The sequence below is a fragment of the Rahnella selenatireducens genome (genome assembly GCF_046449555.1).
In the GTDB taxonomy this organism is placed as follows: Bacteria; Pseudomonadota; Gammaproteobacteria; order Enterobacterales; family Enterobacteriaceae; genus Rahnella; species Rahnella selenatireducens.
This window is the reverse complement of the sequence record NZ_JBKEZJ010000003.1, coordinates 305412-331604: the sequence shown is the minus strand read 5'-3', so window position 1 is coordinate 331604 and position 26193 is coordinate 305412. Positions and strand designations below refer to the sequence as shown.

The following is a 26193-nucleotide window of genomic DNA, read 5'->3' as shown; positions in this document are numbered from 1 at the left end:
TTAATTAACTGAATTTTAATAGAAAAAAATTATCCAACTTGCTCTTCCCCCTGCGAAGGGGGAGGCCGGAAGGGGTTTGGCAGACGATTTCGCGGCCAGAACCAATCATCTGCCTGCGCCATGTAGCACGTCCTTTCACAAATTCTTGCCACAATTTTTCTACAATACCGTCACCGATGCTTTACCCTTAGGGCAGCAACACTTCCGACTAACGCTATTTTGAGAGAGGAACAATGCCGCATAACGACAGGACTCCGTTGGCTCACCGCATCCAGACACCGATATTTTCAGCTCTGCTGTTTATCACGATCTCCCTGTTCAGCGCCTTCAGCCATGCGGCTGAGGAAAAAACCGCCGCTGCCGAGCAACAGAAAGCTTCTTACGCCGCGCTGGCCGATATTCTTCAGGATGATAAAGCCCGCGCCCAACTGATTACGCACCTCCGGGAAGCCGCCGGAACCACGCCGGCAGCAAAAGCGCCTGCCAAAAACACCGCACCGCAGGCTGAACAGCTTTCGCTGATTGACCAGCTGGTGGATACCACGCAGCAAACCGCCTCCGGATTTATGAAGCGCGTGCAGCAGCTTAAAGACACCATCAATTCCGGCCCGCAGCATCATTTTAATGCTGCGCGTTTCTTCCCGGCGTTAGGGTATTTTCTGCTGACCGTCGCCGTGACCTTTGCATTCTTCTATCTGATTCGCCGTTTAATCGGGCCGCTTTATCTGCGCCTCGGGCGTTGGGGGAACCATGCGCGACTGAAAGAAGCGCACTGGTACAAACTGCCCGCCAGCATCATCGGGGCGTTCACGGTTGACCTCGGTATTCTGCTGCTGACCGTCGCCGCCGGTAATTTGTTCACGCAATATTTCAACGGCGGCAGCCCGCTGATTGCGCGCCTGCAGGCTTTGTTCCTCAGCGCCTTCGCGGTGATTGAATTTTTCAAAGCCGTTTTGCGCCTGATCTTTGCGCCCGGCTTCAGCTACCTGCGCCCTTTCCCGCTGGCGGATGTCACGGCGCGCTACTGGAATACCCGTCTGGCTTGGGTCAGCGGACTGATTGGTTACGCGCTAATGGTCGGCGTTCCGGTGGTTGCCACACAAATCAATTACACCACAGCCGCGGTGGTGAATTTCGTAGTGATGCTGGCCCTGACGGTTTACGCCAGCTGGCTGATTCTGCATAACCGCCGCACGATTCATCATGAATTCAACCTGCTGGCTGAGCGCTCAATGGCATTTTTCAGTGTCATTCTCCGCGCCCTCGGGCATGTCTGGCATTTGCTGGCGGTCAGCTATTTCGTGGTGTTGTTCTTCCTTTCGCAGTTTGATTTTGCCGGAAGTCTGCGCTTCATGATGGCCGCGACGATTAAAAGTCTGGTGATTATCGGCATCGGTGCGCTGATCTCCGGCCTGCTTTCGCGCTGGATTAACCGCCGTATCACCCTGCCCGATGACGTTAACCGCCGTTACCCGCTGCTGCAAAAGCGCATTAATTCATACATTCCGGCGGGTCTGAAAATCATCCGCGTGCTGGTGGTACTGAGCGTGACGCTTTCGCTGCTCGACGCGTGGCAGATTTTCAATCTAAACAAATGGTTTATGACGGAAACCGGCGAGAAAGTGATCAGCGGTCTGGGTCATATGCTGTTTATTCTGTGCTTCGCCATTGTGGCCTGGACGCTGCTTGCCAGCGTGATTGAACATCGCCTGGCGCAGGAACTGAGTAATGGTGCACGTCCGAGCGCCCGTGAACGCACGCTGCTGACCCTGTTCCGCAACGTTCTCGCGATCGTGATTTGTACCATCACCATTATGATCATGCTCTCGCAGGTCGGGCTGAACATCGCCCCGCTGCTGGCCGGTGCCGGTGCGCTCGGTCTGGCCGTCAGTTTCGGTGCGCAGACACTGGTAAAAGACGTGATCACCGGTATTTTCATCCAGTTCGAAAATGGCATGAATACCGGCGAATACGTCACGGTGATGGGCATTAGCGGCACCGTTGAACGCATGACTATCCGCTCGATTGGCCTGCGCGATATCTACGGCGTGTATCACATCGTTCCCTACTCTTCGATAACGACGCTTTCGAATTATGAACGTGAGTTTGGCGTCTACCGCGCCAGCTATAACGTCAGCCGCAATGAAGACGTGGACGCCGCCAACGCCGTTCTACGTAAGGCCGTAGAAGCACTGCAACAGGACGAAAGCATCAAACCGTTATTGATCGGCGAACCGACTTATCAGGGTGTTGTGGGATTAGGCGATCAGTTCTTCACCCTGCGGGTACTGGTGCGCACAAAAGCGCTGGAACAGTGGACAGTGCAGTATGCGTTAGACCGTCTGGTGAAGAATCACTTTGCCGCCGCAGGGATTGAGATGCCGAGGCAGGCGGTTCAACTTTATGCCGATGCCCCATCGGTGGGGGTTACAGATGGCCGGTGCAGAGACGGTGTTTAAGGTCAACATCTTGGGCTTGCTGACTATAATCCCGTTGCCGCCTCTGTTGCCGCAAAAACGGCTCGGGAGCTATGTAATTCGATGCATCACTGCAAGATGGTTTTGATTTGCTCCTTCCCCTCTCACGAGGGGAAGGCCGGGAGGGGGGTGTGGGTTGTAGCAACTTAGTTGCCTGCTAAACCCCCTCCCAACCTCCGCCTTCGCAGAGGGAGGAGAAAACCAAATGTCTGTAATCTTTGAAAATTTTACAAGCTACTTTTAGCTCCCGCCTCCCGCTAATGCCTCGTTTGCCCCTGGTCACCGGCGATAACCGAAAACTCCGCCATCATCCGCACCAGATCCTGCATCCCCAGATTGACCTGATTAATCACATCTCCCGCATTGCGGCTCAGCGCGACACCGCCGCCCGCGCGGTTAACGCAGTTCCCCATGCCGTCGATTGCCGCCATCACACCGTCGCGGATGCTTTGCGTCAGCTGGTCAATCTCCACGGCGGCTTTCCGCGACTGATCCGCCAGCGAACGCACTTCACCGGCGACCACGGCAAATCCCCTGCCCTGTTCGCCCGCGTGCGCGGCTTCGATAGTGGCGTTAATCGCCAGTAAATTGGTTTGCGACGAGATGCGCCGGATGGTATCCACCATCTCACCAATCCGTTCTGAGGTTTGCCCAAGCTGACCGATAATGTCCGACGTGCGGCGCGCCAGCGCTTCGACTTCCTGCATATCTTCCACGGCTTTCTGGACGATGGTGACCCCTTCCGCCGCCGTTTTGTCCGTGGTCAGGGACAGCGCGTGGACATGCGTCATCATGCTTTCCTGCTGACGCTGCTGAGCCATCTGGCTGGTAATATCCTGCGCTATTTTGACGATTTTCAGCACATTGCCGTCATCGTCCATCACCGGGTTGTAGCTGGCTTCCAGCCAGATCGCCTGGCCGCGACCGTTCATCCGCTCGAAACGCCCAAGGATAAACTCTCCGTTACGCAGGCGCTGCCAGTGATTTTTATATTCATGGGTATCACCAAATTTCGGCAGGCAAAACATGGCGTGGGGATGCCCTTTAATTTGTTGCAGAGAATAACCTATGACTTTCAGGAAGTTATTATTTGCAGAAATCACATTACCTTCTGGGGTAAAGGTAATCAGTGCCATTGAGCGGTCAAGTGCTTGTAAAATACCCTGATGCTCGTGCGATTCTGTAATTCTTTCAGAGACATCACTGGCAATTTTAATTATTTCAGTGACTTTACCTTGTTTATTTTTAACCGGAACATAAGTGGCTTCGAGCCAGATTAATTTTCCACTTTTATGCACACGTTTAATATTCCCGCTGATGGACTTTCCCTGCCGTAACCCTTCCCAATGCAAGCGATAGGCATCGCTGGCAACGAACTCTGGCGTGCAGAAAATCCGGTGAGGCTGACCAACGACTTCCTGCCTGTTGTAGCCCATGCCCCTAAGGAACAGGTCATTGACCTCAAGTACCACACCGTCTGGCGTGAAGACAATCATCGGAACAGCGTCCTGAAGTGCTGCGAATTTATCACGCCATGCCGTACTAAACTGATGAGAAAATAATTGCATAGGACAGACACCCTGTGGCTGATAACGTGAATTAATGCGTAATCGCAATTAATTTAAAAAATACACACGTGCTAATACCTGTGGGTTATTCATCAAATAACGATAATCCACAGAACATTAGTCTGACCCCTGGGCGGGTTTTAGAAAGGTTTGCTGAAGCCAAACAAAGCGCGTTTAAATGAAATCACGCGATAAATCATTATCAGGATAATTAATCAACTTTCTTATAGTGAATTAAGCATAATTTAATCCAATGAAAAAGAAAGGTCAGGCATGAGTATTTTTTCCAGCCTGTTTGTCGTCAGAATAACAGGCTGGAATAAAGAAGATTACAACGTGATCAGACTGACCAGCGCTTAATCGCCCAACTTTTTTGCTGCGATGGCGTCAGGAAGGTCCAGGCGACGAAGCGGCTGATCTTATTCCCCTGCGTCATCTCGATGGTGCGGATATCTGTCACACCCTCTTCGTTGAGCGCGTCATACAGTAGCGGAAGTGTTGTTTTTTTAGACACCAGCACGGTGTACCAGAAACAGTTCTGTGCTTTACCGGCGCTTTCTTCCGCCATGCGGACAACAAACGCTTCTTCGCCGCCTTCACACCACAGTTCGTTGTGCTGACCGCCGAAGTTCAGATCCGCCGTACCGGCTCGACGATCCAGCCCCAGATTTTGACGCTTACGCTGGCTGCCTGACGCCGCATCCGCCGCCGACGCATGGAACGGCGGGTTGCACAGCACGGCATCATAGCGCTCGTCGTGACGGATAATGGTGTCGAGAATACGCGGCGGTTTCGCCTGCAAACGGAAACGAACCTGATTGGTCAGTTGCGGGTTGGTCGCGACAATTTTCTTCGCGGCAGCCATCGAAACCGGGTCAATCTCACTGGCGGTGAAACGCCAGCCGTATTCACGCAGGCCGATAATCGGATAAATACAGTTTGCGCCCACACCGATATCCAGCACGGAAATGTCTTTACCCTGCGGAATATTGCCGTTGTTGCAGCTGGCCAGAAGATCGGCAAGATGGTGAACATAATCAGCGCGCCCCGGAATTGGCGGACAAAGATAATCCGCCGGAATATCCCAGTTTTCAATCTGATAGCAGTCACGCAGCAAAGCGCGGTTCAGCGCTTTCACGGCCTGCGGATTGGCGAAATCGACAGACAGATCGCCCCATTTATTTTCACTGACAAACTGCGCCAGTTCCGGGCTGCTGGCAATCAGGGCCGGGAAATCATAGCGGCTGCGATGACGATTTCGCGGGTGAAGACCGCTTTTTTCCTGAGGGAAGACTTTCTTTTTTTCCACCTGATTGACTCTCCGAAAGGTGTTGCGCGACGCATACAGCATGCGAGGGGGCGTTGATACTCATTAATGGCGCACAAGATACCACAAACCGGGGCGGCCTGCCGCGCGCATACGGGCACATAAAAACGCTCAGTACCCGTTTAAAACGGGTAATGTACGAATCAGAGTTTTGATGAATTTTTTAACTGAGGAATATCATGAGCGTTCATGATCGTTATTATTACGAACCCGCAAGCGGTCACGGCCTGCCGCATGACCCGTTAAACGCCATTGTCGGCCCGCGTCCGATTGGTTGGATTTCCTCGCGCAATGCTGCCGGTCAGCGAAATCTGGCGCCTTATAGCTTCTTCAACTGCTTCAATTATCGCCCACCGATCATTGGTTTTGCCAGCAGCGGCTGGAAAGACAGTGTGGCGAATATCGTCGAAACTGGCGAGTTTGTCTGGAATCTGACCACGCGCCCGCTGGCGGTCAAAATGAATGAAAGTTCGGCCACGCTGGAACGCGGCGAAGACGAATTTACGTTTGCTGGACTGACGCCGCAGCCGGGCAGGATTGTGGCGGCAGATCGCGTGTTGGAGAGCCCGGTCAACTTTGAATGCAAGCTGACGCAGTGCATTCAGTTAGAAACTGCCGCGGGCGGAAAAATTGATACCTGGCTGGTGCTCGGTGAAGTGGTGGCCGTGCATATCGCGCCGCACCTGCTGGTTGACGGTATTTATCAGACCGCCCTCGCCGAGCCGGTTCTGCGCGCCGGTGGCCCTTCGGCTTACTACGGCATTTCTGAAGATTTGCGCTTCGATTTAATACGCCCCGACGCCCGCAAGTAACCGCTGATTTAAGCCATCAAAAAACCGCCACCGGTTCAGCACCGGATGGCGGTTTTTTACGCTACGATGCGGTTATTTCGAACCGTAATTCTGATCTACAAAATCCGCGAAATCCTGACACATTGCCTCATCGCCGTCGGCGCTGTCAGCCAGGATACGTTTCCCGTCTACCACGCGAATATGCACGTTGAGATCGAAACCGGCTTCCGGCTGTTCGCGCTCAGAAGCGCCTGCAATTGTGCGCTGAGCATCTTCCCACGCGGCGTCTACCGTCTGATTACACGCCTGCGCCAGATAATCCGGGTTAAAGCCTTCGCCCGTCAGGCTACGCAAGGTATCGTCGTGGCTGACGCTGTTGCCCGGCGTCCAGTAATGCTTCGCCAGATCCGGGCCAATCGCCGGGTTATCGGTCAGATAGCCGTCACGTTTGAGGAAGAACGCACGCGTTTGTTCAACGGCCATCAGCGCCAGCAGGTAGCCCTGATAAGAACAGGCGGATTCCATCGACAGTAAATGCGGGATCGCCAGCGTCGGACGCGGGCTGCCGGTCACGCCGAGGATATGCGTTTCGACGTCACGCGCCAGCGCAATCATGGCTTCCGGTGTGCGTTTTTCATCCGGCCACTGATAAAGTTGCCATTCGAAATACGGCACCAGAAGAATGTGGCGCTCATTGAAGGAACGCATCGGCTGGCGGGCTTCAATACTGGCGTGAATCAGTTCGTCCGGCACCGGCTCACCCGCCGTATTTTTCGCATAACGTTTCAGCCAGTCCGCGTCTTCCAGCAAGCTGTCGCAGAACATCGACTGCGTTTCGGCGTAGGCCATGGACGTCGGCGGGAATTCCTGCGAGAAGCATGGCGCATTCTGGCGGATATTGGCAAAGTGCGCCGCGTGGCCGCCTTCGTGGAACAGCGTATTCAGCCCGCTCGCACCGCTGCCAATCTGATCAGGCTTTGCAAGGCTGGTGAAGTTGATCACTGCAGGGATCCATTTGCCATTGTCATAAAACGGCGGCACTGGCCCGTGCATAAAACCATTCTCGAATTTGCCTTCACGCACCAGCAAATCCAGCTGCATTTCCGCGCCGTTGAAACCGATATTCAGGCGCTTAAAGCTGTCAATCCAGCGACGCAGGGAATCGGCAAACGGGAAATATGGATCCAGCTGACGGGTCACGTCACCGGCGCTGGCGAAGCGGATATTCCACGGCAACAGCGCGGCGTCGCCTTCGCGGGCAACCAGCTCATTCAGGCTGCGCGTGTTGCTCTCGCGCGTCTGTTCTTCGAAACGGTCGAGGATGGCGAATAACTGTTCCGGCGACATCCGCTCGGTTTTATTCACTTTGTAATCAAAGTAATTCCGATAGCCGAGCTGACGCGCAAAGCGGTTACGCAGGCTGATCAGCTGCGGCAAACCGTTATGCAGCAACCACTCTTCCAGCTCCCGTAAGGCGTTTTGCGAACTACGGCGGTACGCTTCATTTTCGTTGTTCGCCTGATTGGTCAGCAGCTCACCCAGTGATGCATTGACGCGCTCGCCTTTGCTGTTGATGTGCGTCATGCGGTACTGCTTACGTTTGCCAAACAGCGCGGATTCAGCCTGAATGATTTCATCGAGCAGCGCCAGCGCTTCAGGGTCTTCGATGACGTTGCAGTCGAAGAAACTCAGCCAGCCGCGAAGGCCGTGCAGCAGCGCATCACATTCTGCATTCGGCGTTTGTTTTTCGAGACGTGCGATGGCCTCACGCAGCTGCGCAGGACGGGTCGGTTCGGAGATGAAACGTTTATAAGCCGTTTCGGCAGCGGAGAAAGCACTGGAGACATTTTCATCACCGGTGCCCATATAGTTTTGCCAGAACAGATTTTCTTTGTTCCGGTGGACTTCGAGGTAGTCGTGATTAAGGGCGTTAAAATAGTCCTGAGCCTGTGTCATGTAATCTTCTCTGCTGAATGTTAAAGAGATTTTACATTGAGTGTATGTTCAGTCAGCGGTTCTGTCGATATGGCAAAACCGCTGAATGCGGGCAGGCTTCAGAATTTGGGGTTAATTTTTCTTAACAAACTCAGATTTGAGTTTCATCTGCCCAAAACCGTCAATTTTACAGTCGATATTGTGATCGCCTTCGACCAGACGGATACCTTTCACTTTGGTGCCGATCTTCAGCATGGAAGAGCTGCCTTTCACTTTCAGGTCTTTGATTACCGTAACAGAATCGCCATCTGCCAGCAGATTCCCGTTAGCATCGACAACCTTCAGCGCATCGTCATCACCCGCAGCATCGCCAGCCAGAGACCAGACATGCCCACATTCGGGGCAATTGAGCATTTCACCGTCCTGCCAGGTGAATTCAGATTTACATGTCGGGCAACTTGGTAACGTTTCCATAACTAAAACCTCAGGTTATGCTTTTAAAAAAGCCATTAAAATCATGAAATAAATTTCACACATGCCCTATTTTAGCTTTTAACCACACATTTGAACAGGGTAAGAGGAGTTTTGGGATATCAGACCGGATATCCCGGGCGGTTTTCTCCCTTGCAGGGAGGGGCTTACAGCGGATCGAGAAAGTTTCGGTTACTCAATGGCGGTGATCGCTCAGCTCAGGTCAAAACCTTGGGCTCGCCGCCCAAACTGGCCCAAAGGGCGCGTTAACGCGCGCGCCCTCTGGACACCCGCGCTTTTCAACTGCGCGCTGCCGCTCGCTGGCTATGTTTCAGACACAATAGTGATTGCCGCGAAAACTTGCCGCTGCGCGGTTCCCTTACTCGGTTTCGAGCCATTGGTCTCGAAACACTTCGCTCGGCAAGCTTTCTGAAAGCGGCAACTGGCTATGTAATTCAAAGGCAATTTTGTGGGGTCTTTCAAAATGGTGAGATGGCGCGCTCAAAATCCAGCTGAACGGAGCGGCTTCGAGACCTATGGCTCGAAGACCGAGTGAAGGCAGCACGAAGTGCCTGGGTTTGCGCCACATGCTGGAGCAGCTGAACATGTCCATCGTCCCAGCGGCAGCGCGCAGTTTAAGAGCCCGGGATTCTCAAGGGGCGCGGCGATAGGCGCTCCTTGAGGCCAGTTTGGGCGGCGAGCCCAAGGTCTTGCCGGTTTGGGTGGCAACCCAAGGTTTTGACCTGAGCCGAGCGATCACCGCGCATGAAAAACCGAAACTTTCCCGATCCGCTGTAAGCCCCTCCCTGCAAGGGAGAAAACCGCCTCTAATCCCCGGTCTGGGATTAAAACACCTGTTCGACGATCACCATTGCTTCCGCTAAATCCCCCGAAACGTCACTCCCAACCAGACAACACGCGAGCTGAATCAGGATCGCCTGCGGGATATCACGTTCGCCATTCAGGCATCCCTGAATAAAGGCCACTGTCGCTGCGACGTCTTTTGAGGCCGGGATATCGGCATCAGCAAATTCCTGCTTTTCAGCCAAAACTCTCTGCCCGCCACCGGCGATAAAGTGCGTCTGCGGGAAGCGTTGCGGATTAGCGTACACTTCGCCTTCGGTACCTTGCGTGAGCAGACCGCGGCCATCGATCTGGCGGAAAAATGATGAAACGCGCTGCACGTATTCCGGATGAGAAACGCTGGATAAGCGCAGTGAATCCTGTCCGATGAATGGCGTAATGAGTTTTGCCAGCGTGTGGCTGCTGTTTCGGACGCCCATCTGCCAGCGCAGAGCCAGCTGTTTCTCAATCGGCGGGCACAGAACGGAAACCGGCACAAATACCGGCGCGTTACCTGTGTCAAGTTGCTGCTGAGCCTGCTCCTGAGATCGGGCGGCTTCGATGCCCAGCGCGCGGAAAATCTCGGCGCTGGTGATGCGCGTCGGGTCTTCGTCCACACCGTGAACCAGCACCGGTAAACCAAGACGGCTGAGCAGAATCGCCAGCAGCGGCGTGAGGTTCGCCTGTTTCCGCGCACCGTTATAGGTCGGGATCACCACCGGCAGCGGGCGATTTTCCGGTGCCTGAAGGCGCATCACAAACTCTTCCATCGCGCTGTAAAAACCGAGCATTTCTTCTTCGGCTTCGCCTTTGATACGGAACGCAATCAGCAACGCGCCGAGCTGTAAATCAGGTACGTCACCGGCGAGGATCTCACGATACAGCGCGTGCGACTGCTCCCGGTCCAGATCGCGGGCATGGTTTTTTCCGCGTCCGACTTCTTTGATGAGTTTGGTGTAATCCATCGTACCGTTACCTTATTAGTTCAACTGCTTATTCAGGGTAAACAAGACTCTGCGAGAAAAATCACCGACGGCGCGTACGGCGACGAGCGGGCTCTTTTTTCGCGGTTTTAAGGAGATTCGGACGTTTTACCGACCCCGGCGCGGGCATTTCCGGTTGCTCAATCGGGAACACCGGCAAAGCAGCCAGCAGGCGCGAACCGTAGCTTTTGGTCAGCAAGCGTCGGTCGTAAATCACGATTTCGCCGGTGCATTCATGGCTGCGGATCAATCGCCCGACCTGTTGGATTAGGTTGAAAGACGCGCTCGGCAGGCTTTGGACTTCAAACGGGTAACGCTTCAGCGTTTTCAGCCATTCGCCTTCCGTCAGGATCACCGGGCTGTCCACCGGCGGGAACGCAATTTTATGAATATGCACCTGCGTCAGCAGTTCGCCTTTCAGATCGAGACCTTCGGCGAAGGATTGCAGGCCAATCAGCACGCTGGTGGTACCCGCAGAAACACGTTTGCGGTGTTCCTCGACCAGACGATAGCGCGGCTGATCGCCCTGTACCAGCAGCATCAGACGCAGATCCGGCAGCAGTGAGACGAACTGTTGCAGGGCGCGGTTACTGGCGAACAACACCAGCTGACCGGTATGTTTTCCTTTCGCCAGCTCCGTGCGGAAGAAATCTGCCATCTCCTGCAAATGCGCCGCTTCATTCGCCAGAACCGGCTCAAGCGTCATTTGCGGGATCACCAGCTTGCCCTGCGTCACATGATTAAACGGGGAATCCAGGCTGACGAAACGGTCGCCCGCTTTTTCGTTTAGCCCGCTCATTTCCTGAATGCGCGAGAAACTGTTGAGCGAACGCAGCGTCGCTGACGTCACCACCACGTGCGGCACTTTACGCCACAGCATTTTTTCCAGCTGTTCGCTGACACGGATCCCCGCGCAGTGAAACACCAGATGCGTCTGGTTTTCAAAATATGTACGCGTCACCCACTTGCCGATTGGCGCGTTCGACGCTTTGTCCAGCGCTGCCAGTCGCCACAGTTTGCTCATGGTTTCGAGATAACCCTGCATGCGGCTCATGTGCAAAATAGCCCGGTGCAGACGCATAATGTCGTGCTTGCCGGTTTTTTCGCTGAGATCGTTCACCATGAATTCCGCCAGACTGCGCAGCCCGTCGGTCAGCTTAAACAGACGGCTACACTGCTCCGTCAGCTCAGGCGGCAACGCGCCCAGTTCAAAACGGTACTCGGCTTCCGGCTGGTCCGGCGGTAAATACTGGCTCACCGATTGTTCAATCAGCAACAGTAGCTCGCGCATCTCCGCGCAGTGATTTTGCAGGCGCTCCGGATGGGTCAGCGGCGGCGGATTTTTCGGGGTGAACAGCGCCAGACATTGCTCAATCTGGCGCACAAAATTGTCCAGTTGCAAGTGGTTCCAGACGGCCGTAATTTCAGCATCCACTTCCAGCGCATCGCGCGCCACTTCCGGCAGATGATGACCTTCATCGAGCACCAGCAGCAGATCTTTAGCGGGCGGAAGCACGGATTCAGATTCGAGCGCCGCCATCACTAACGCATGGTTGGTGACGACCACATCGGCGCTTTCAATCTCTTTTCGCGCCACAAAATACGGGCATTCGCGAAAATAATGACAGTTACGGCTCAGGCAGTTGGCTTTGTCGGTGCTGATTTTTATCCATAACGGATCGTCGATGGTTTTCTGGTAGTGATCGCGTAAACCGTCCCACTCGTAGCGCGAGAGCGCGGTTTCCAGCGTTTTGCACATTTTCTGTTCTTCACCACTGGAAGGTGCAAGTTCGTCGCCGAGAAATAATCCCAGATCGCCCTGCGCGTTTTCATTGCTCATTGAGGCCAGATTGCGCGGGCAAACATAGCGCCCGCGTCCGAAAGCGCCGGTAAATTTCAGGTCGGGAATGATCTTTTTCAGCAGCGGTAAATCTTTACTGAAAATCTGATCCTGCAACGCCACGTTGGCCGTGCTGACAATCAGCGGCTTTTCTTCCTCGCGGCTGACGGCAATGCCGGGGATAAGATAAGACAGCGTTTTCCCGACGCCGGTGGGCGCTTCGATGGCCAGATGCCGGGCAGAATCACCGGAAAAAACCTTCGCGACCTCTGCAATCATTTCGCGTTGCGGAGCACGGGGAATGAAATCCGGGATTTGCTGTTGCAGGGCTTTATACCACTGGCTTATCTGATTTTTGACTGCGGGGGAAAGCGCCATGCATCTCTTTATTTTTGTACGTCGGGACAGGAATGTCGGCGTCTATTGTCACACAGACCCGCTTCTGACGCAGCCCGAAATCTCGACGAAATTCGCCAGCAGATTTGGCATAAAAAGTGGAGGACTTGTAAAAAAAAGAAAAGTTCATTTCTGATTGTCATAAATTGATCACAAATCTACGGTAAAAAATCCTCGCTAAGAAAATTCCCAGTCAATACGGAATGAATAGCAAAAATGATGATTAGCGTCTTTCCACAAGACTTCATATAAAGCTTTCCCGAAAAGCTTTTAATAAAAAATGCAGGGTACAAATTCATGAAACGTAATATTCTGGCACTTTTAATTCCTGGTTTACTGATTGCATCAGGAGCTCACGCAGCGGAAGTTTATAATAAAGACGGCAATAAACTGGATCTGTACGGTAAAGTTAAAGGGCTGCATTATTTCTCTGACGCACCCGGCAATGATGGTGACCAGAGTTACGTTCGTTTCGGTTTTAAAGGCCAGACACAAATTAATGATTTGATCACCGGTTACGGCCAGTGGGAATACAACGTGATGGCAAACCATGCTGAGTCTGACAGCAAAACGCCAAGCACCACCGGTACCAAAACCCGTCTGGGCTTCGCAGGTTTGAAATTCGGTCAATATGGCTCCGTCGATTATGGCCGCAACTACGGCGCACTGTACGACGTTGAAGCCTGGACCGATATGTTCCCTGAATTCGGCGGCGACGGTTACACCAAAGCTGACCGCTTCATGACTGGCCGTACTAACGGCGTGGCGACCTACCGTAACCGTGGCTTCTTCGGTCTGGTTGATGGTCTGAACGTTGCCATTCAGTACCAGGGCAAAAACGAAAACGACGGCCGCAGCAGCAGCACCGCAAACGGTGACGGCTATGCCCTGTCGACGACTTACGCACTGGGTGATACCGGCGTGAGCTTCGGTGGCGCTTATGCTTCTTCTGACCGCACAACCGGCCAGAGCAACTCAACTTACGGTAAAGGCGATAAAGCAGACGCCTGGACCGGCGGTATGAAATACGATGCAAACGGTGTTTATTTAGCCGCTATGTATGCTGAAACCCGTAATATGATCGCGATTACCGTGCCTGGCGGTATTGCTGGCGCACCTGCTGGCAGCGGTTTTGCTAATAAAACACAAACTTTCGAAGCTGTTGCACAATATCAGTTTGAAAATGGCCTGCGTCCGTCACTGGGTTATGTTCAGACTAAAGCGAAAGATATTGAGAATATCGGTGATGCAGACCTGGTTAAATATGTTGACGTAGCAGCCACCTATTACTTCAACAAAAACATGTCCGCGTATGTTGATTATAAAATCAACCAACTGTCTGACGACAATAAATTGGCTCTGAATAACGACGACGTGACGGCTGTCGGTCTGGTTTATCAGTTCTGATTTAAGTCAAATACCCTCCCTCATTGTTATTTCTCTGTCTTTGATTTTTTTCGGCCGGACTCACCCTCCGGCTTTTTTCATTTCTGCCATTTTCCAGCACGTCTCGCGTTAATCGTCATAAACTCTTCCACACCCCGCTGAATCTGCTACAGTTTTAACGATTTTCACGAATGCGAATCTTTCTTAACAAGCATAGGGATGACAAATGAACAAAATTTCGCTTTGCACCACCAGTGCGTTGATCATGCTGGCTCTCACTGGCTGCGCGCAGCAAAAGCCGGATGCCCAGCAGAAACTGAACGATCAGTCGGTAATGGCGCTGAACTGGTTCCAGCAATCCGGTGAATATCAGGCGCTGGCTTATCAGGCGTTCAACACCGCAAAAATGGCGTATGACCAGGCCAAACCACTGGCGGGACAGAAGAAAGCCGTCATCGTCGATCTTGATGAAACTATGCTTGATAACAGCGCTTACAGCGCGTGGCAGGTCAAAGCGAACCAACCGTTCGACAGCAAAACCTGGTCACAATGGACAGCTGCCCGTCAGGCAACCGCCGTTCCGGGCGCTGTTGAATTCGCCAACTACGTGAATACCCACGGCGGCACGATGTTCTATGTGTCGAACCGAAAAACCAGTGAATACGCCGCCACGGTCGATAACATGAACCGTCTGGGCTTCACCGGCGCCAACGACAAAACCGTGCTGCTGAGTTCTGATACTTCGAACAAACAGGCACGCTTTGACGCCGTCAAAGCAGCCGGTTATCACGTTGTATTATACGTGGGCGACAATCTGAACGACTTCGGTTCCGCTACTTATCATCAGAACAATGAACAGCGCCGCGCCTTCGTAAACCAGAACCATCAGCAGTTCGGCACCCAATATATCGTTCTGCCGAACCCGCTTTACGGCGACTGGGAGAGCGGTCTGGCGAAGGATTACAATAAGTTGTCGCCTGAGGCAAAATTGTCGGTGCGGGATCAGAATTTGAAGGCGTGGAGTGGGAAGTAAGCGCCTTTAGAAAGCTGGCAAACTTTTCCGGCTCCACCGGAAGCTCAGATCGAAGATAACTCGGTTTCGAGCCATTGGTCTCGAAACACTTCGCTCGGCAAGCTTTCTGAAAGCGGCTGGCGGCCATTTAAATTTGCAAGCTTCTGCGAACGGTTGGTTTGCTCCTCCCCTGCGAAGGGGGAGGTTGGGAGGGGGTTTTGCATACAACTCAGCTTTAAAGTTGCCATTTCGAACCCCATCCCGTCTTTCCCCTTGCCAAGGGGAAGGTGCAAATCAAAACCAGCCAGCATGAATTTTTCGAATTAGGAAGTCTGTGGCCGCGTTCAAAACGACGTTGAGTGAGAGGTGAGAAACGGCGAGAGTCTTTTTTTCGAGCAGGTTCGAACCCGAAGCGAAAGTACCGCGCAGCGGCGGCGTTTGCGGCAATAAGAGGAGTTGCTGAAACATAGCCAGCGAGCGGTAGCGCGCAGTTAAAGAGCCCGGGATTCTCAAGGGTGGCGACTGTACAGCCCCCCTTTGAGGCCGGTTTGGGTGGCAACCCAAGGTCTTGACCTGAGTTAAATGATCACTGCAATTGAAAAACCGAAATTATCCCGATTAACCCTCGCTGCAAGCGAGAAAAAAGCCGCTTTTGCAGCGGCCTCCTGCAATCAGAAACTATAGTCGATCGCCGCAAAGTACCGACGTCCATCCTCGTTATAACTGTAGTCATCCCGGTTCAGGTCTTTATCCGTCAGGTTCAGCACCCCGGCCCGCAGTTTCACGGCTTTATTCACCTGATACGAACCGCCGGTGTTCCAGATAGTGTATCCGCCCGGCGTGACGTTGCCGTCGGTGACGGTGCGGCTTTTGCCTTTGTAGTTGGCGGAAACGTAGAAACTCCAGGCATCCCACGGTTTCCAGTCCAGCGTAGCGTTACTGGTGTGGAATGGCAGTTCGGATAACGGTTTGTTTCCGCCGTTGCTCAGGTCGCGCGCATCGTTATAGGTGTAGTTCAGCTTCAGATTCAGCACGTCGGTGACCGGCAGGCTGACTTCTGTTTCCAGGCCACGGATGCGGGCTTTATTGACGTTGTAATAACGGAAGATTGGATTACCGCTGGCATCAAAGCCGACAAAGTTCGCGTAAGTCTGTGCCAGATTACGGTTGGCGGTGCGGATAACGGTGATCATGTCGTCGATGTCGTTCTGGAAGACAGTGGCGCTGGCGCTCACATCTTCCAGCCAGCCTTCCTGACCGGCGTAGTACATGCCGAATTCCACGCTTTCGCTGGTTTCTGCTTTCAGATCTTTGCTGCCGACCACATTACAGCTGCCGCGGCAGGAGGCACTTTGCCAGTCCGGGCTGAGCTGTAACAGGGACGGTGCTTTGAAGGCCGATGCCCAGCCGCCTTTCAGCGTGACGGTGTCGGTGGCGTTGTAGACCAGATACGCACGCGGGCTCCAGTTGACGCCGTAGTTTTCGTGGTCGTCCATGCGCACGCCGCCGGTCAGCGCAAGGCTTTCGAAAATACGCCATTCGTCTTCGAGGAACAGCGCGTACTGGTTGGCCTGCGTGCTGCCGCCGCTCTTCATGTTGACGCCATCTTCGAGTTTATCGTTACGGTATTCGCCGCCAAACGTCAGGAACTGGTTGTAATCCCCCAGCGGGATCACGACTTTGCCGTCGAGTGAATTATTCTTCGAGGTGATGGTTTCGGCGTTTTTGTTCTCGATGTTTTCACCGTAGAAACGCAGTTCAGTATTCGCCAGCCCCCAGCGTCCGTTGTGGCCCAGCGAGTAGTTTTCGCGTTCAACACGGTTTTTATCCAGCGAGTCGGAATCCCTGTCCTGACGATCCATACCGTAGCCGAGTGTAATATCCTGATCTTCGGTGGGCGTCAGTGAGAATTCCACATTGGCATTGCGCGAGGTATAGCCTTCAATGCGCGGCTCACCGGCGCTGCCGCTGGCGGAACTGGCCTGATCTTTCTCACGTTTACCCAGCGCGCCGTAAACTTTTACGCCGAGCAGATCGTCAACCAGCGGGCCGCTGGCGAAGAAATTTCCGTTGCCGCTGTCACCGCGATCGCGGTGTTCCTGAACCGTGGTGTCCGCGCTCAATGTGCCGTGCCACGCGGTGCCGACTTTGCGGGTGATGATGTTAACCACGCCGCCCAGCGCATCGGAACCATAAAGTGAGGACATCGGCCCGCGCACCACTTCGATACGTTCGATAGATTCCGCCGGGATCCAACTTAAATCAAAATCGTTATGGCGGAATACGGCGTTGCGGGAATTCACGCGTTTGCCGTCAACCAGAATCAGGGTGTAGCCGCTGCCCAGCCCGCGGATGCTGACGCCCTGGCGGTTGTCGCTTTCATTGGTGATTTGTACGCCCGGCACATCTTTCAGAACATCTTTCAGGTTCTGAACCGGTTTTTTTTGCAGGTCTTCGCGGGTGATGACGCTGATACTGGCTGGCGCATCTTTGAGGTTTTGCTGGATGGCGGAAGCCGTCACCACCATCTGGTCTTCTTTTTCTTTCACTTCAGAAACATCTTCCGCCATCGCAGGACACGCGGCGGCAAATAACTGAGCGAGCAGCCCGGCTTTGAGTGCCGGTGTAAATTTGACCTTAACCATTTCTTCTCTCCATGAGATAAAACAACCCCGCCGGTGCGGGACGTTGTAATTAAATTCCGTCAAACCGGTAAACACGGCACGAACAAACCCGCCCGGTTTATCAGGATGTTTTTATTAGTTTCAGGCTCACAATGTGAAAGGCGGACGCCGCTGCGTTGGCTGCGTCCGTTTTTATTTCGTCAGAACTTAAATCGAAGGGTCGCTGACCAGTCCGTCGATCAGGATCTGCGGCGTTCCCTGCGAGCAGCGTTCAATTCTCCCGCGTACGCCGTAAACGCGCGCAAGACTTCCCGGGGTGATCACCGCTTCCGGCTCGCCGTCAGCAATCAGATTACCGTCCTTGAGCATCAGCACGCGGTCGCCGTGGCGCAGCGCGATGTTGATGTCATGCACCACCACCACGGTCACGATATTGCGTTTTTGCGTTTCCTTGCGCACCAGATCCATCACGTGGAACTGGTAGTTCAGATCGAGCGCGCTGAGCGGTTCATCAAGCAGCAGCAGCGATGGCTGGCGGATCAACGATTGCGCCAGCCCGACCAGCTGTTTCTGCCCGCCGGAAAGCTGATCAAGATAACTCAGCGCCAGATGTTCAATACCAAGCTGACGCAGCAGCGCCATCACGCTGTCCGTGCCTTCAGCGGCTTTTCCTTTACCACCGGACGCACGCTGCGCCACGATAATGGATTCCAACACATGCAGATGCACACCGGCTGGCAGCGTTTGCGGCAGATACACCACCTGCTCCGCACGACGGGCAAACGGCATCGGCATGAGATCGTGGCCGTCGAGCAGCAACTGCCCTTCCGCCCGGTTCAGTCCGGCCAGCGAACGCAACAAGGTGGATTTCCCGCTGCCGTTCGGCCCGAGCAGCACGGTGATTTTCCCGCGCGGCAGCATCGGTACATTCAGGTTGCGGATCACAGGGCGCTTCGGATAACCGGCGTTGAAATCGCGGATTTGCAGCCCCTGCGTGGCGGCATTGAGCAATGTTTGCGGATCGGTTTCGAGCATCGCTGACATCAGACGTTCCCCCTGTGACGAAGAATAATGCTGAGGAAGAACGGCACGCCGACCAGCGAGGTAACGATACCGACAGGAATAATGACGCCCGGCACCAGATTTTTAGACGCCACCGACGCCATCGACAGCACCAGCGCACCAATCAGCGCGCTCGCCGGCAGATAGAAACGGTGATCTTCACCAAACATCAGGCGCGCAATGTGCGGCGCGACCAGCCCGATAAAACCAATCGGCCCGACAAACGCCACCGCCAGCGCGGAGAGAATACTGATGCGCAGCAACGTGCCCAGACGTAAACGGCGCACGTCGATACCAAAACTTACCGCGCGATCTTCACCCAGACGCAGCGCAGTCAGCTTCCACGCGCTCATCATCGACCACGGTAGCAAAATCAGAAACGCCAGCAACATCACGCCCAGTTTCACCCAGGACGCACGCGCCAGACTGCCCATCGTCCAGAAAACCAAGCCTTGTAAGGTGTCTTCGGTGGCGATGAACTGCATCAGGGAAACCAGTGCGTTAAAGGTAAAGACCAGTGCGATACCAAACAGCACCACGCCGGAGCTGGCAACACGCGTCCAGCGGGTGATGCCGTCAAGCATCAGCGCGGCGAGCAGCGCAAAGATAAAGGCATTCGCGGAGATAAACCATTGATCCGGGATCCCCGGAATGCCGATACCGAGCACGATAGCCAGTGCAGCGCCGAACGCCGCCGCAGAAGAAACCCCGAGCGTAAACGGGCTGGCCAGCGGGTTGTTGAGGATGGTTTGCATTTCTGCACCCGCCAGCCCCAGGGACATCCCGACCGCTACCGCCATCAGCGCGTAAGGCATGCGGATATCCCACACAATCACCCGCGTGCCCGGATCGGCTGACGCCGCATCAAACAGCGTTTGCCACAGCGTACCGAGTGACAACCCCGACGGCCCCATAATGAAATCAATCACCAGTGAGACGATAATCGCCAGCACCAGGACCAGCATGATTAACAGACGGCGGCGAACGATATTCTGATATCGCCCCATCACGCTGTTGTCGGTAGTGGCTTTCACCGTCAGCGCGGGTTCGGTCGTTGTACTCATGATTCGCTTCTGTCTCTTTAACGTAAAAACTGACGGCGAAATTACTTGCCGCTTTCCGGTTTAACCGCGTCCGTCCAGTAAGTGCCTGTCGGTTCCACGGCGAGGAACTGCTTATAGAGTTGTTTCTGGGTTTCCTGCGGATCCAAATCCGCAAACTTCGCCGGATAAAACGCTTTGGCAAAGACCTGCACGGCCAGCACGTTATACGGCGAATTGTAATAATTGTGCCAGATGCCAAAACTGCGGCCATTTTCCACGGCTTTCAGCGTGCTGATGCCTTTGCGCTGCAAGAGCGGCGTCAGGCTGGCATGCGCCTCTTCCGGCGTGGTTTGTGCGCCGAGCACTAAGCCGGTTGGCGCCGGATCACCCGATTTCGCCGGTTTCCCGCCGCCGCTGACCAGATAAACATCCGGCTGCGCCGCAATCACTTTTTCGAGATTGACCAGACCCAGCGGCCCCGGCAGCAACGGTTTGGCAATATTAACCCCACCCGCCTGATCGATAAAATCACCCATGTTGCCTTTCCCGGCAGAACGGCAACATTCATCAGCGGTTGAGGCGCGTAATTCGATAAAGACTTTCGGTTTATCCTGCTCAGGAATGTCTTTCGTCACATCCGTGACGCGTTTGATGTTGTCCTGATAAAAGCGGATATAGTCCTGCGCCTGTTTTTCGCGGTTCAGCACTTTGCCCAGCAATTCCATGCTCGGCAGGGTATTTTTCAGCGGCGACGTTCGGAAATCTACAAAGACCACCGGTACACCAGCTTTCTGCAACTGTGTCACCAGCGCGCTTTCTTTGCCCGGCCCGTGGCCCGACAAACCGAAAATCGCTAACTGCGGATTCAGCGTCAACACCTTCTCCGGGCTGATGCTGTCGGCGCTGGTGTTACCAATCAGCGGGATTTTGTCGATCTGCGGGAATTTAGCCTGATACGTCGCGTACGTTTGCGGATCCAGCTTACGGAAATCGCCCTGCCAGCCCACAATACGGTCGAGCGGCTTCTGGCCTTCGAGCAGGGAAACGGCAAAGAACAACCGCCCTTCGCCCAGCACTACACGCTGGACATCATCCGGCACAGAGACCGTTCTTCCGGCGATATCCGTGACCGTCACCGCCTGAGCGCTCAGGCTCAACATGCCGAGTGCGCATCCTGTTAATCCGCCAGCAATTCGTTTGCTGAACAGCAAACTGATAAAATTCTGCTGATAATTCATCTTCTTCCGATTCCTTTACGTTTCCCTGAAGTGGGGCTAACAATAAAAGAAATGATAACGATTATCAATGTAGTTTACAGAACCTATCAAGGTTACAGATAGATTGAGCGCGGGGAAACAGGGCTGAAGTAACAAAGCATTACGAACAGTAAGGCATAAAAAAGCGGAGCCTGAGCTCCGCCTTCGCAACAAAATAGCCGTACCGGTCAGTTATTTATCAACGTGATCCGGGAATTCCATCTCGCTGTATTTCACCACTTTGGTGCCTTTGGTCAACTTGTAGCCAAACCAGATAATCAGGAACAGTGGCAGACCGATGTACGTCGCCGCAACGCCGCCCCAGTCAATGGTATCTTTCAGGAACGCCTGATAGTTCTGACCCAGCGTGATGATCAGACACAGCACAAACGCAAAAACCGGGCCGAACGGGAAGAAACCGGACAGATAAGGCAGTTTCTTCAGGTCTAGACCTTGTGAAACATAGCCGCGACGGAAACGGTAATGGCTCACCGCAATGCCCAGCCAGGCAATAAAGCCCGTCATACCGGACGTATTCAGCAACCACAGGTAAACGGTCTGGTTACCAAACATTGAGCTCAGGAAGCACAGCGCGGCCACAATGGTGGTTGCGTAAAGTGCGTTGCGCGGCACGCCGCCTTTCGACAGTTTGGCGAACATGCGTGGCGCTTTGCCTTCGCTGGCCAGCGTAAACAGCATACGGGTTGATGCGTACATGCCTGAGTTACCGGCAGACAATACGGCGGTCAGGATCACGGCGTTCATCACCGCAGCGGCGGACAGCAGACCGGCATTACGGAACACCAGCGTGAACGGGCTGACGGAAATATCGCCGACTTCGTTACGCAGCAAGCTTGGGTCGGTGTAAGGAATGATCAGGCTGATGACCAAAATCGCCAGAATATAGAACAGCAGGATACGCCAGAACACCTGACGAACTGCACGCGGGATATTTTTGCCTGGATTTTCAGATTCTCCGGCAGCCACGCCAATCAGTTCGGTTCCCTGGAAGGAGAAACCGACGATCATCGCCACGCCTATCATCGAGGCAAATCCGCCTGCGAACGGCGCATCACCGATAGTCCAGTTATGCCAGCCCGCAGTTTCAGCACCACGCATAATGCCGGTGATCATCAGCACGCCCACGGCGATGAAAATGATGACGGTGACCACTTTGATCAGCGAGAACCAGTATTCCGCTTCGCCGAAACCGCGTACGGAAATGTAGTTAAGCAGGAAGATCAGGCCGAGGAACAAGGCGCTCCAGATCCAGCCCGGCGTATCCGGGAACCAGTAGTTCATCACCAGCTGCGAGGCCACGAGGTCAACGGCGATGGTCACCGCCCAGTTGTACCAGTAGTTCCAGCCCAGTGCGAAACCGAAACCTTCTTCTACATAGCGGGAGCCGTAGGTGGAGAATGAACCGGACACCGGCATGAATGCCGCGAGTTCACCGAGGCTGGTCATCAGGAAGTAAACCATGATGCCGATCAGTGCATAGGACAGCAGTGCGCCGCCCGGGCCTGCCTGTGAAACTGTCGCGCCGGAGGCGACGAATAAACCCGTACCAATTGAACCGCCGATGGCGATCATCGTTAAGTGACGTGCCTTAAGCTCGCGTCGCAGTGTGGGAGGCACCTGCGCATTTTTTGTAGGTTGTTGAGCCATTTTTACCCTATATCCGCTCGTCATTATAAAATTTAAGCGCGGATTGTAGCAAAACCTGTCGCTCTGAATAGCAGGAACGACCTGTTATAAGACACCTTCATAACAGGCCGTGGATCATTAGAGAAAGACCGTAATCAGGATTCGCGACAATAGGTTAAAAACCGCGATAAGGCGTTGGAGATGTGTTTCTGGCGGTGATGAATGAGATAAAGTTTACGCACCAGCGGGGCAACCGGCAGGCGGATTTCCACCAGCGAGCCGCTGCTAAGCTGCTCGGCAATCACCCGGCGCGACAGACAGCTGATGCCAATTCCGTGACGCACCGCGTGCTTGATGGCCTCGGAATTCCCCAGCTCCATCACCAGATTGAAATCCGGCAACTGCGGCAGCAACATGTGATCTAACACTTCGCGCGTACCCGAGCCGCGTTCACGCAAAATCCACGGTTCCCGCGCCAGCGCTTCCAGTGAAACCGTCTGCCCTGCCAGCGGATTTTCCGGCGCGACAAACACCACCAGTTCGTCATCCAGCCACGGTTGGGTAATCAGCTCCGGCAACTGGCACGGCCCTTCGATAAGTCCCAGGTCTACCCGAAAATCAGAGACGGCGTTAATCACGTCATTGGTGTTGCCGACGTTGAGCTCCATAGGCGTATGCGGGAAATCCAGCCGGTAATCCGCAATCATCGCCGGTAGCATGTAATTGCCGATGGTGCTGCTCGCGCCGATACGCAGCGAACCGTTGTCGTGATTAAACAGACGCTCGATTTCACCCGCCTGCTCGAGCAGCGCCAGCGCTTTCGGGTACAGCAGACGCCCATGCTCATTAATCACCAGCCGCTTACCGACACGGTCAAATAACTGCACGCCAAGTTGCCCTTCGATATCGGCCAGCGCAGCACTCACGGCGGATTGTGATAATGACAGCACAACCGACGCCTGCGTGGTCGACCCGCTTTTCAGCACCTCGGCGAAAACTTCAAGTTGTCGCAATGTAATGTGCATAAATGTCCCGCTATCCTTACAAGCCCTCCGGTCCGTTGATGGCTTGTTCAAAAATGTCTGCTCAGAAATCTGTTCAGAAGAAAAACCGCCGCGTACCGCACGCTTTCTCTTTCTTCAGTATAGACCCGTAGATCGGGGCAACCATTTTGCCCCCGGTTTTCAGCGCATTCTATACCAGTTTTTCAGATAGGTTATAAAGTTATAATCAATTTCATTTTTATATAAGCGCGGCGTAGCCTTATCGCATCACTCCTTAAATGAGGAATCGACGATGAACACATTGCCGCTCAATAAACGCGCCCCCCTCAAAAGTACCGTTCCGCAACCGCTGCGCATCAGTCGTGTTATTCCCGGCCTGGCGCTGACCGGCGTCATTACCGCTCTGGCTATCTGGCTGAGTGATTTTCCGGCGTTAAGCCAGCTAGGGTTGAGCGCGCTGACGCTGGCGATCGTTATCGGCATGGTTATCGGTAATACGTTTTATCCTGCCGCCCGGCCATGGTGCGAGGAAGGCGTTTCGCTGGCAAAACAGCGTCTGTTACGACTTGGCATCATTCTTTACGGCCTGCGGCTGACGTTCGCGCAGATCGCGGATGTCGGCGCAACCGGCATTCTGATCGACGCCATGATGCTGTGTTCCACCTTCGCGCTGGCCTGCTGGCTCGGACAACGCGTGTTTAAATTAGACCGCGACACCTCAATGCTTATCGGCGCTGGGAGCAGTATTTGTGGCGCAGCCGCCGTAATGGCGACAGAGCCGGTACTCAACGCTAAAGCGGAAAAAGTTACGGTTGCCGTGGCTACGGTCGTTATTTTCGGCACCGCCGCCATCTTCCTGTATCCATGGTTATGGCAGCTTAACGCGCATTATCACTGGGTGAACTTCACGGCTGCACAGTTCGGGATTTATACCGGCTCGACGGTGCATGAAGTGGCGCAGGTGGTTGCCGCCGGTCAGGGTGTCAGCCCGGACGCTGAAAACGCGGCGGTGATTGCCAAGATGATCCGCGTCATGATGCTGGCTCCATTCCTTCTGCTGTTATCCGGCTGGATTGCCCGCGGTAAAAGTGTGAAAGAAGCCGATGAGAAATCAGGTTTGCGTAACATCACCATCCCGTGGTTCGCACTGATGTTCATTCTGGTGGCGGCGTTTAACTCGCTGGATATTCTGCCACACAGCTGGATCCCGGCGCTCATCACGCTCGACACCGTATTGCTTGCGATGGCGATGGCAGCGCTTGGCCTGACAACACACATCAGCGCGCTGCGTCAGGCGGGGCTGAAACCGATGTTACTGGCGGCGATATTGTTTGTCTGGCTGATTGCTGGCGGCGCGGGGATCAACGAACTGGTTCAGCATCTTTTTGGCTAATGTTGCGGGTTTTAACACTTCTCTGCTGCGCCTGCCTTGTGCAGGCGCTATCATTCTCACTTAGATGAAGAATAAATGAGGAGCGGAAATGAAGTTTATAGGAGCACACGTGAGTGCTGCAGGCGGCGTCGATCAGGCCGTGCTGCGGGCACACGAGTTGGAAGCCACGGCTTTTGCGCTTTTCACCAAGAACCAGCGTCAGTGGAAAGCGGCACCGTTGCCAGAAGACGTCATCGAAAAATTCAAAATAGCCTGTGAAAAATATGGCTATCAGAGCAACCAGATTTTGCCGCATGACAGCTATCTGATTAACCTCGGCCATCCGATCACGGAAGCGCTGGAAAAATCCCGCGAAGCCTTTCTTGATGAACTGCAACGGTGTGAACAGCTCGGCCTTTCGCTGCTGAATTTCCATCCGGGCAGCCACCTGATGCAAATCGACGAAGACAAATGTCTCGAACGCATTTCTGAATCCCTGAACATCGCGCTGGCACAAACACAGGGCGTGACCGCAGTCATCGAAAACACCGCCGGTCAGGGCAGCAATCTGGGTTTCCGCTTTGAGCATCTGGCAAAAATTATTGATGGCGTCGAAGACAAAAGCCGCGTCGGTGTCTGCATCGATACCTGCCACGCTTTCGCCGCCGGTTACGATTTGCGAACGGTTGAAGAGTGCGAGAAGACCTTCAAACATTTCGAAGACGTTGTCGGATTTAAGTACCTGCGCGGTATGCATCTCAACGATGCTAAGAGCGAATTCAACAGCCGCGTCGACCGCCACCACAGCCTCGGTCAGGGTAACATTGGCAACACTGTATTCAGCTGGATGATGCGCGACGCGCGGTTTGACGGCATCCCGATGATCCTCGAAACGGTTGCTCCGGAGATCTGGAAAGATGAGATCGCGTGGCTAAAAGGTGAAGCGGCGGCTGAAGTCGCGGCTTAAATTTGCAGATAGCCGCTGAAAGTGGCGGCCTTAAAGGCTTGGATCGAGACGATTTCGGTTTATCACGTGCGGTGATCACTTGGCGCGCTGCGCCGAAACCGACAAAGAGGGAGGGGGATTTTTTTCATAGATAACAATCGGTTGCCTTGCCCCTCCCCCTGCGAAGGGGGAGGCCGGGAGGGGGGGTAG

19 protein-coding genes are annotated in these 26193 nt (G+C 54.0%); 6 read left to right on the top strand and 13 right to left on the bottom strand.

Translation table 11 applies throughout. The features are described from left to right. The first annotated feature begins 233 nt into the window (after positions 1 to 233). Positions 234 to 2459 carry a mechanosensitive channel protein gene (gene ybiO / locus ACLBVC_RS07210; RefSeq protein WP_410149066.1) on the top strand — a complete coding sequence of 742 codons (2226 nt, stop codon included), beginning with the start codon at positions 234 to 236 and terminating at the stop codon, positions 2457 to 2459. A gap of 275 nt (positions 2460 to 2734) precedes the next feature. On the opposite strand, the gene ACLBVC_RS07205 is transcribed toward ybiO, so the two are convergent. Next, on the bottom strand, positions 2735 to 4045 hold the full coding sequence (locus ACLBVC_RS07205; RefSeq protein WP_410149065.1) for a methyl-accepting chemotaxis protein: 1311 nt from the start codon (positions 4043 to 4045) through the stop codon (positions 2735 to 2737). Between the two features lie 340 nt (positions 4046 to 4385). Then, positions 4386 to 5354, bottom strand: coding sequence for a 23S rRNA (adenine(1618)-N(6))-methyltransferase RlmF (rlmF, locus tag ACLBVC_RS07200; protein ID WP_410149064.1), 969 nt, complete (start codon positions 5352 to 5354; stop codon positions 4386 to 4388). Between the two features lie 197 nt (positions 5355 to 5551). Here rlmF and ACLBVC_RS07195 point away from each other — a divergent pair, with 197 nt between their 5' ends. Then, positions 5552 to 6184, top strand: a complete 633-nt coding sequence (locus ACLBVC_RS07195) for a flavin reductase family protein (RefSeq protein ID WP_410149063.1) — start codon at positions 5552 to 5554, stop codon at positions 6182 to 6184. Positions 6185 to 6256: 72 nt separating this feature from the next. Here the strand turns inward: ACLBVC_RS07195 and ACLBVC_RS07190 are convergent, their stop codons facing one another. The 4 genes from ACLBVC_RS07190 to dinG form a co-directional block, all read right to left on the bottom strand. Then, positions 6257 to 8119 carry a M3 family metallopeptidase gene (locus ACLBVC_RS07190; protein WP_410149062.1) on the bottom strand — a complete coding sequence of 621 codons (1863 nt, stop codon included), beginning with the start codon at positions 8117 to 8119 and terminating at the stop codon, positions 6257 to 6259. Positions 8120 to 8230: 111 nt separating this feature from the next. After that, positions 8231 to 8572: a zinc ribbon domain-containing protein YjdM gene (locus ACLBVC_RS07185; RefSeq protein ID WP_101076028.1), complete on the bottom strand. Its 342-nt coding sequence runs from the start codon at positions 8570 to 8572 to the stop codon at positions 8231 to 8233. Between the two features lie 842 nt (positions 8573 to 9414). After that, positions 9415 to 10377 carry a DNA-binding protein YbiB gene (gene ybiB, locus ACLBVC_RS07180; protein WP_410149061.1) on the bottom strand — a complete coding sequence of 321 codons (963 nt, stop codon included), beginning with the start codon at positions 10375 to 10377 and terminating at the stop codon, positions 9415 to 9417. A 61-nt stretch (positions 10378 to 10438) separates the two neighbouring features. Beyond that, positions 10439 to 12613 (bottom strand): ATP-dependent DNA helicase DinG, encoded by a 2175-nt coding sequence (gene dinG, locus ACLBVC_RS07175; protein ID WP_410149060.1) that lies wholly within the window; start codon positions 12611 to 12613, stop codon positions 10439 to 10441. Between the two features lie 315 nt (positions 12614 to 12928). On the opposite strand from dinG, the gene ACLBVC_RS07170 reads away from it, so the two are divergent. Together ACLBVC_RS07170 and ACLBVC_RS07165 are read left to right on the top strand one after the other, a co-directional pair. Beyond that, entirely contained in the window at positions 12929 to 14038 is a 1110-nt protein-coding gene (locus ACLBVC_RS07170; RefSeq protein ID WP_410149059.1) for a porin, read from the top strand. A gap of 205 nt (positions 14039 to 14243) precedes the next feature. Then, positions 14244 to 15050, top strand: coding sequence for a 5'-nucleotidase, lipoprotein e(P4) family (locus ACLBVC_RS07165; protein ID WP_410149058.1), 807 nt, complete (start codon positions 14244 to 14246; stop codon positions 15048 to 15050). Between the two features lie 44 nt (positions 15051 to 15094). Here the strand turns inward: ACLBVC_RS07165 and ACLBVC_RS07160 are convergent, their stop codons facing one another. The 7 genes from ACLBVC_RS07160 to yieE form a co-directional block, all read right to left on the bottom strand. Continuing rightward, a complete protein-coding gene (locus ACLBVC_RS07160) occupies positions 15095 to 15340 on the bottom strand; it encodes a hypothetical protein (RefSeq protein WP_410149057.1) in 246 nt (81 codons plus the stop codon). A gap of 360 nt (positions 15341 to 15700) precedes the next feature. Beyond that, on the bottom strand, positions 15701 to 17674 hold the full coding sequence (cirA, locus tag ACLBVC_RS07155; protein ID WP_410149056.1) for a catecholate siderophore receptor CirA: 1974 nt from the start codon (positions 17672 to 17674) through the stop codon (positions 15701 to 15703). A gap of 186 nt (positions 17675 to 17860) precedes the next feature. After that, positions 17861 to 18697, bottom strand: coding sequence for an ABC transporter ATP-binding protein (locus ACLBVC_RS07150; RefSeq protein WP_410149055.1), 837 nt, complete (start codon positions 18695 to 18697; stop codon positions 17861 to 17863). Further along, complete coding sequence (locus tag ACLBVC_RS07145) at positions 18697 to 19779, bottom strand: FecCD family ABC transporter permease (RefSeq protein ID WP_410149054.1); 1083 nt, start codon at positions 19777 to 19779, stop codon at positions 18697 to 18699. Before ACLBVC_RS07145 ends, ACLBVC_RS07150 begins: the two co-directional genes overlap by 1 nt. Before the next feature lie 41 nt (positions 19780 to 19820). After that, a complete protein-coding gene (locus tag ACLBVC_RS07140) occupies positions 19821 to 20996 on the bottom strand; it encodes an ABC transporter substrate-binding protein (RefSeq protein WP_410149053.1) in 1176 nt (391 codons plus the stop codon). A 210-nt stretch (positions 20997 to 21206) separates the two neighbouring features. Then, the gene (locus ACLBVC_RS07135) at positions 21207 to 22682 is read right to left on the bottom strand and encodes an amino acid permease (protein ID WP_410149052.1); all 1476 of its coding nucleotides are present in this window, start codon (positions 22680 to 22682) and stop codon (positions 21207 to 21209) included. A gap of 134 nt (positions 22683 to 22816) precedes the next feature. Beyond that, positions 22817 to 23686, bottom strand: a complete 870-nt coding sequence (gene yieE / locus ACLBVC_RS07130) for a DNA-binding transcriptional regulator YeiE (protein WP_410149051.1) — start codon at positions 23684 to 23686, stop codon at positions 22817 to 22819. Between the two features lie 271 nt (positions 23687 to 23957). On the opposite strand from yieE, the gene ACLBVC_RS07125 reads away from it, so the two are divergent. Then, positions 23958 to 25058: a YeiH family protein gene (locus ACLBVC_RS07125; RefSeq protein ID WP_410149050.1), complete on the top strand. Its 1101-nt coding sequence runs from the start codon at positions 23958 to 23960 to the stop codon at positions 25056 to 25058. Positions 25059 to 25146: 88 nt separating this feature from the next. Next, a complete protein-coding gene (gene nfo / locus ACLBVC_RS07120) occupies positions 25147 to 26004 on the top strand; it encodes a deoxyribonuclease IV (RefSeq protein WP_410149049.1) in 858 nt (285 codons plus the stop codon). The last annotated feature ends 189 nt before the right edge of the window (positions 26005 to 26193 follow it).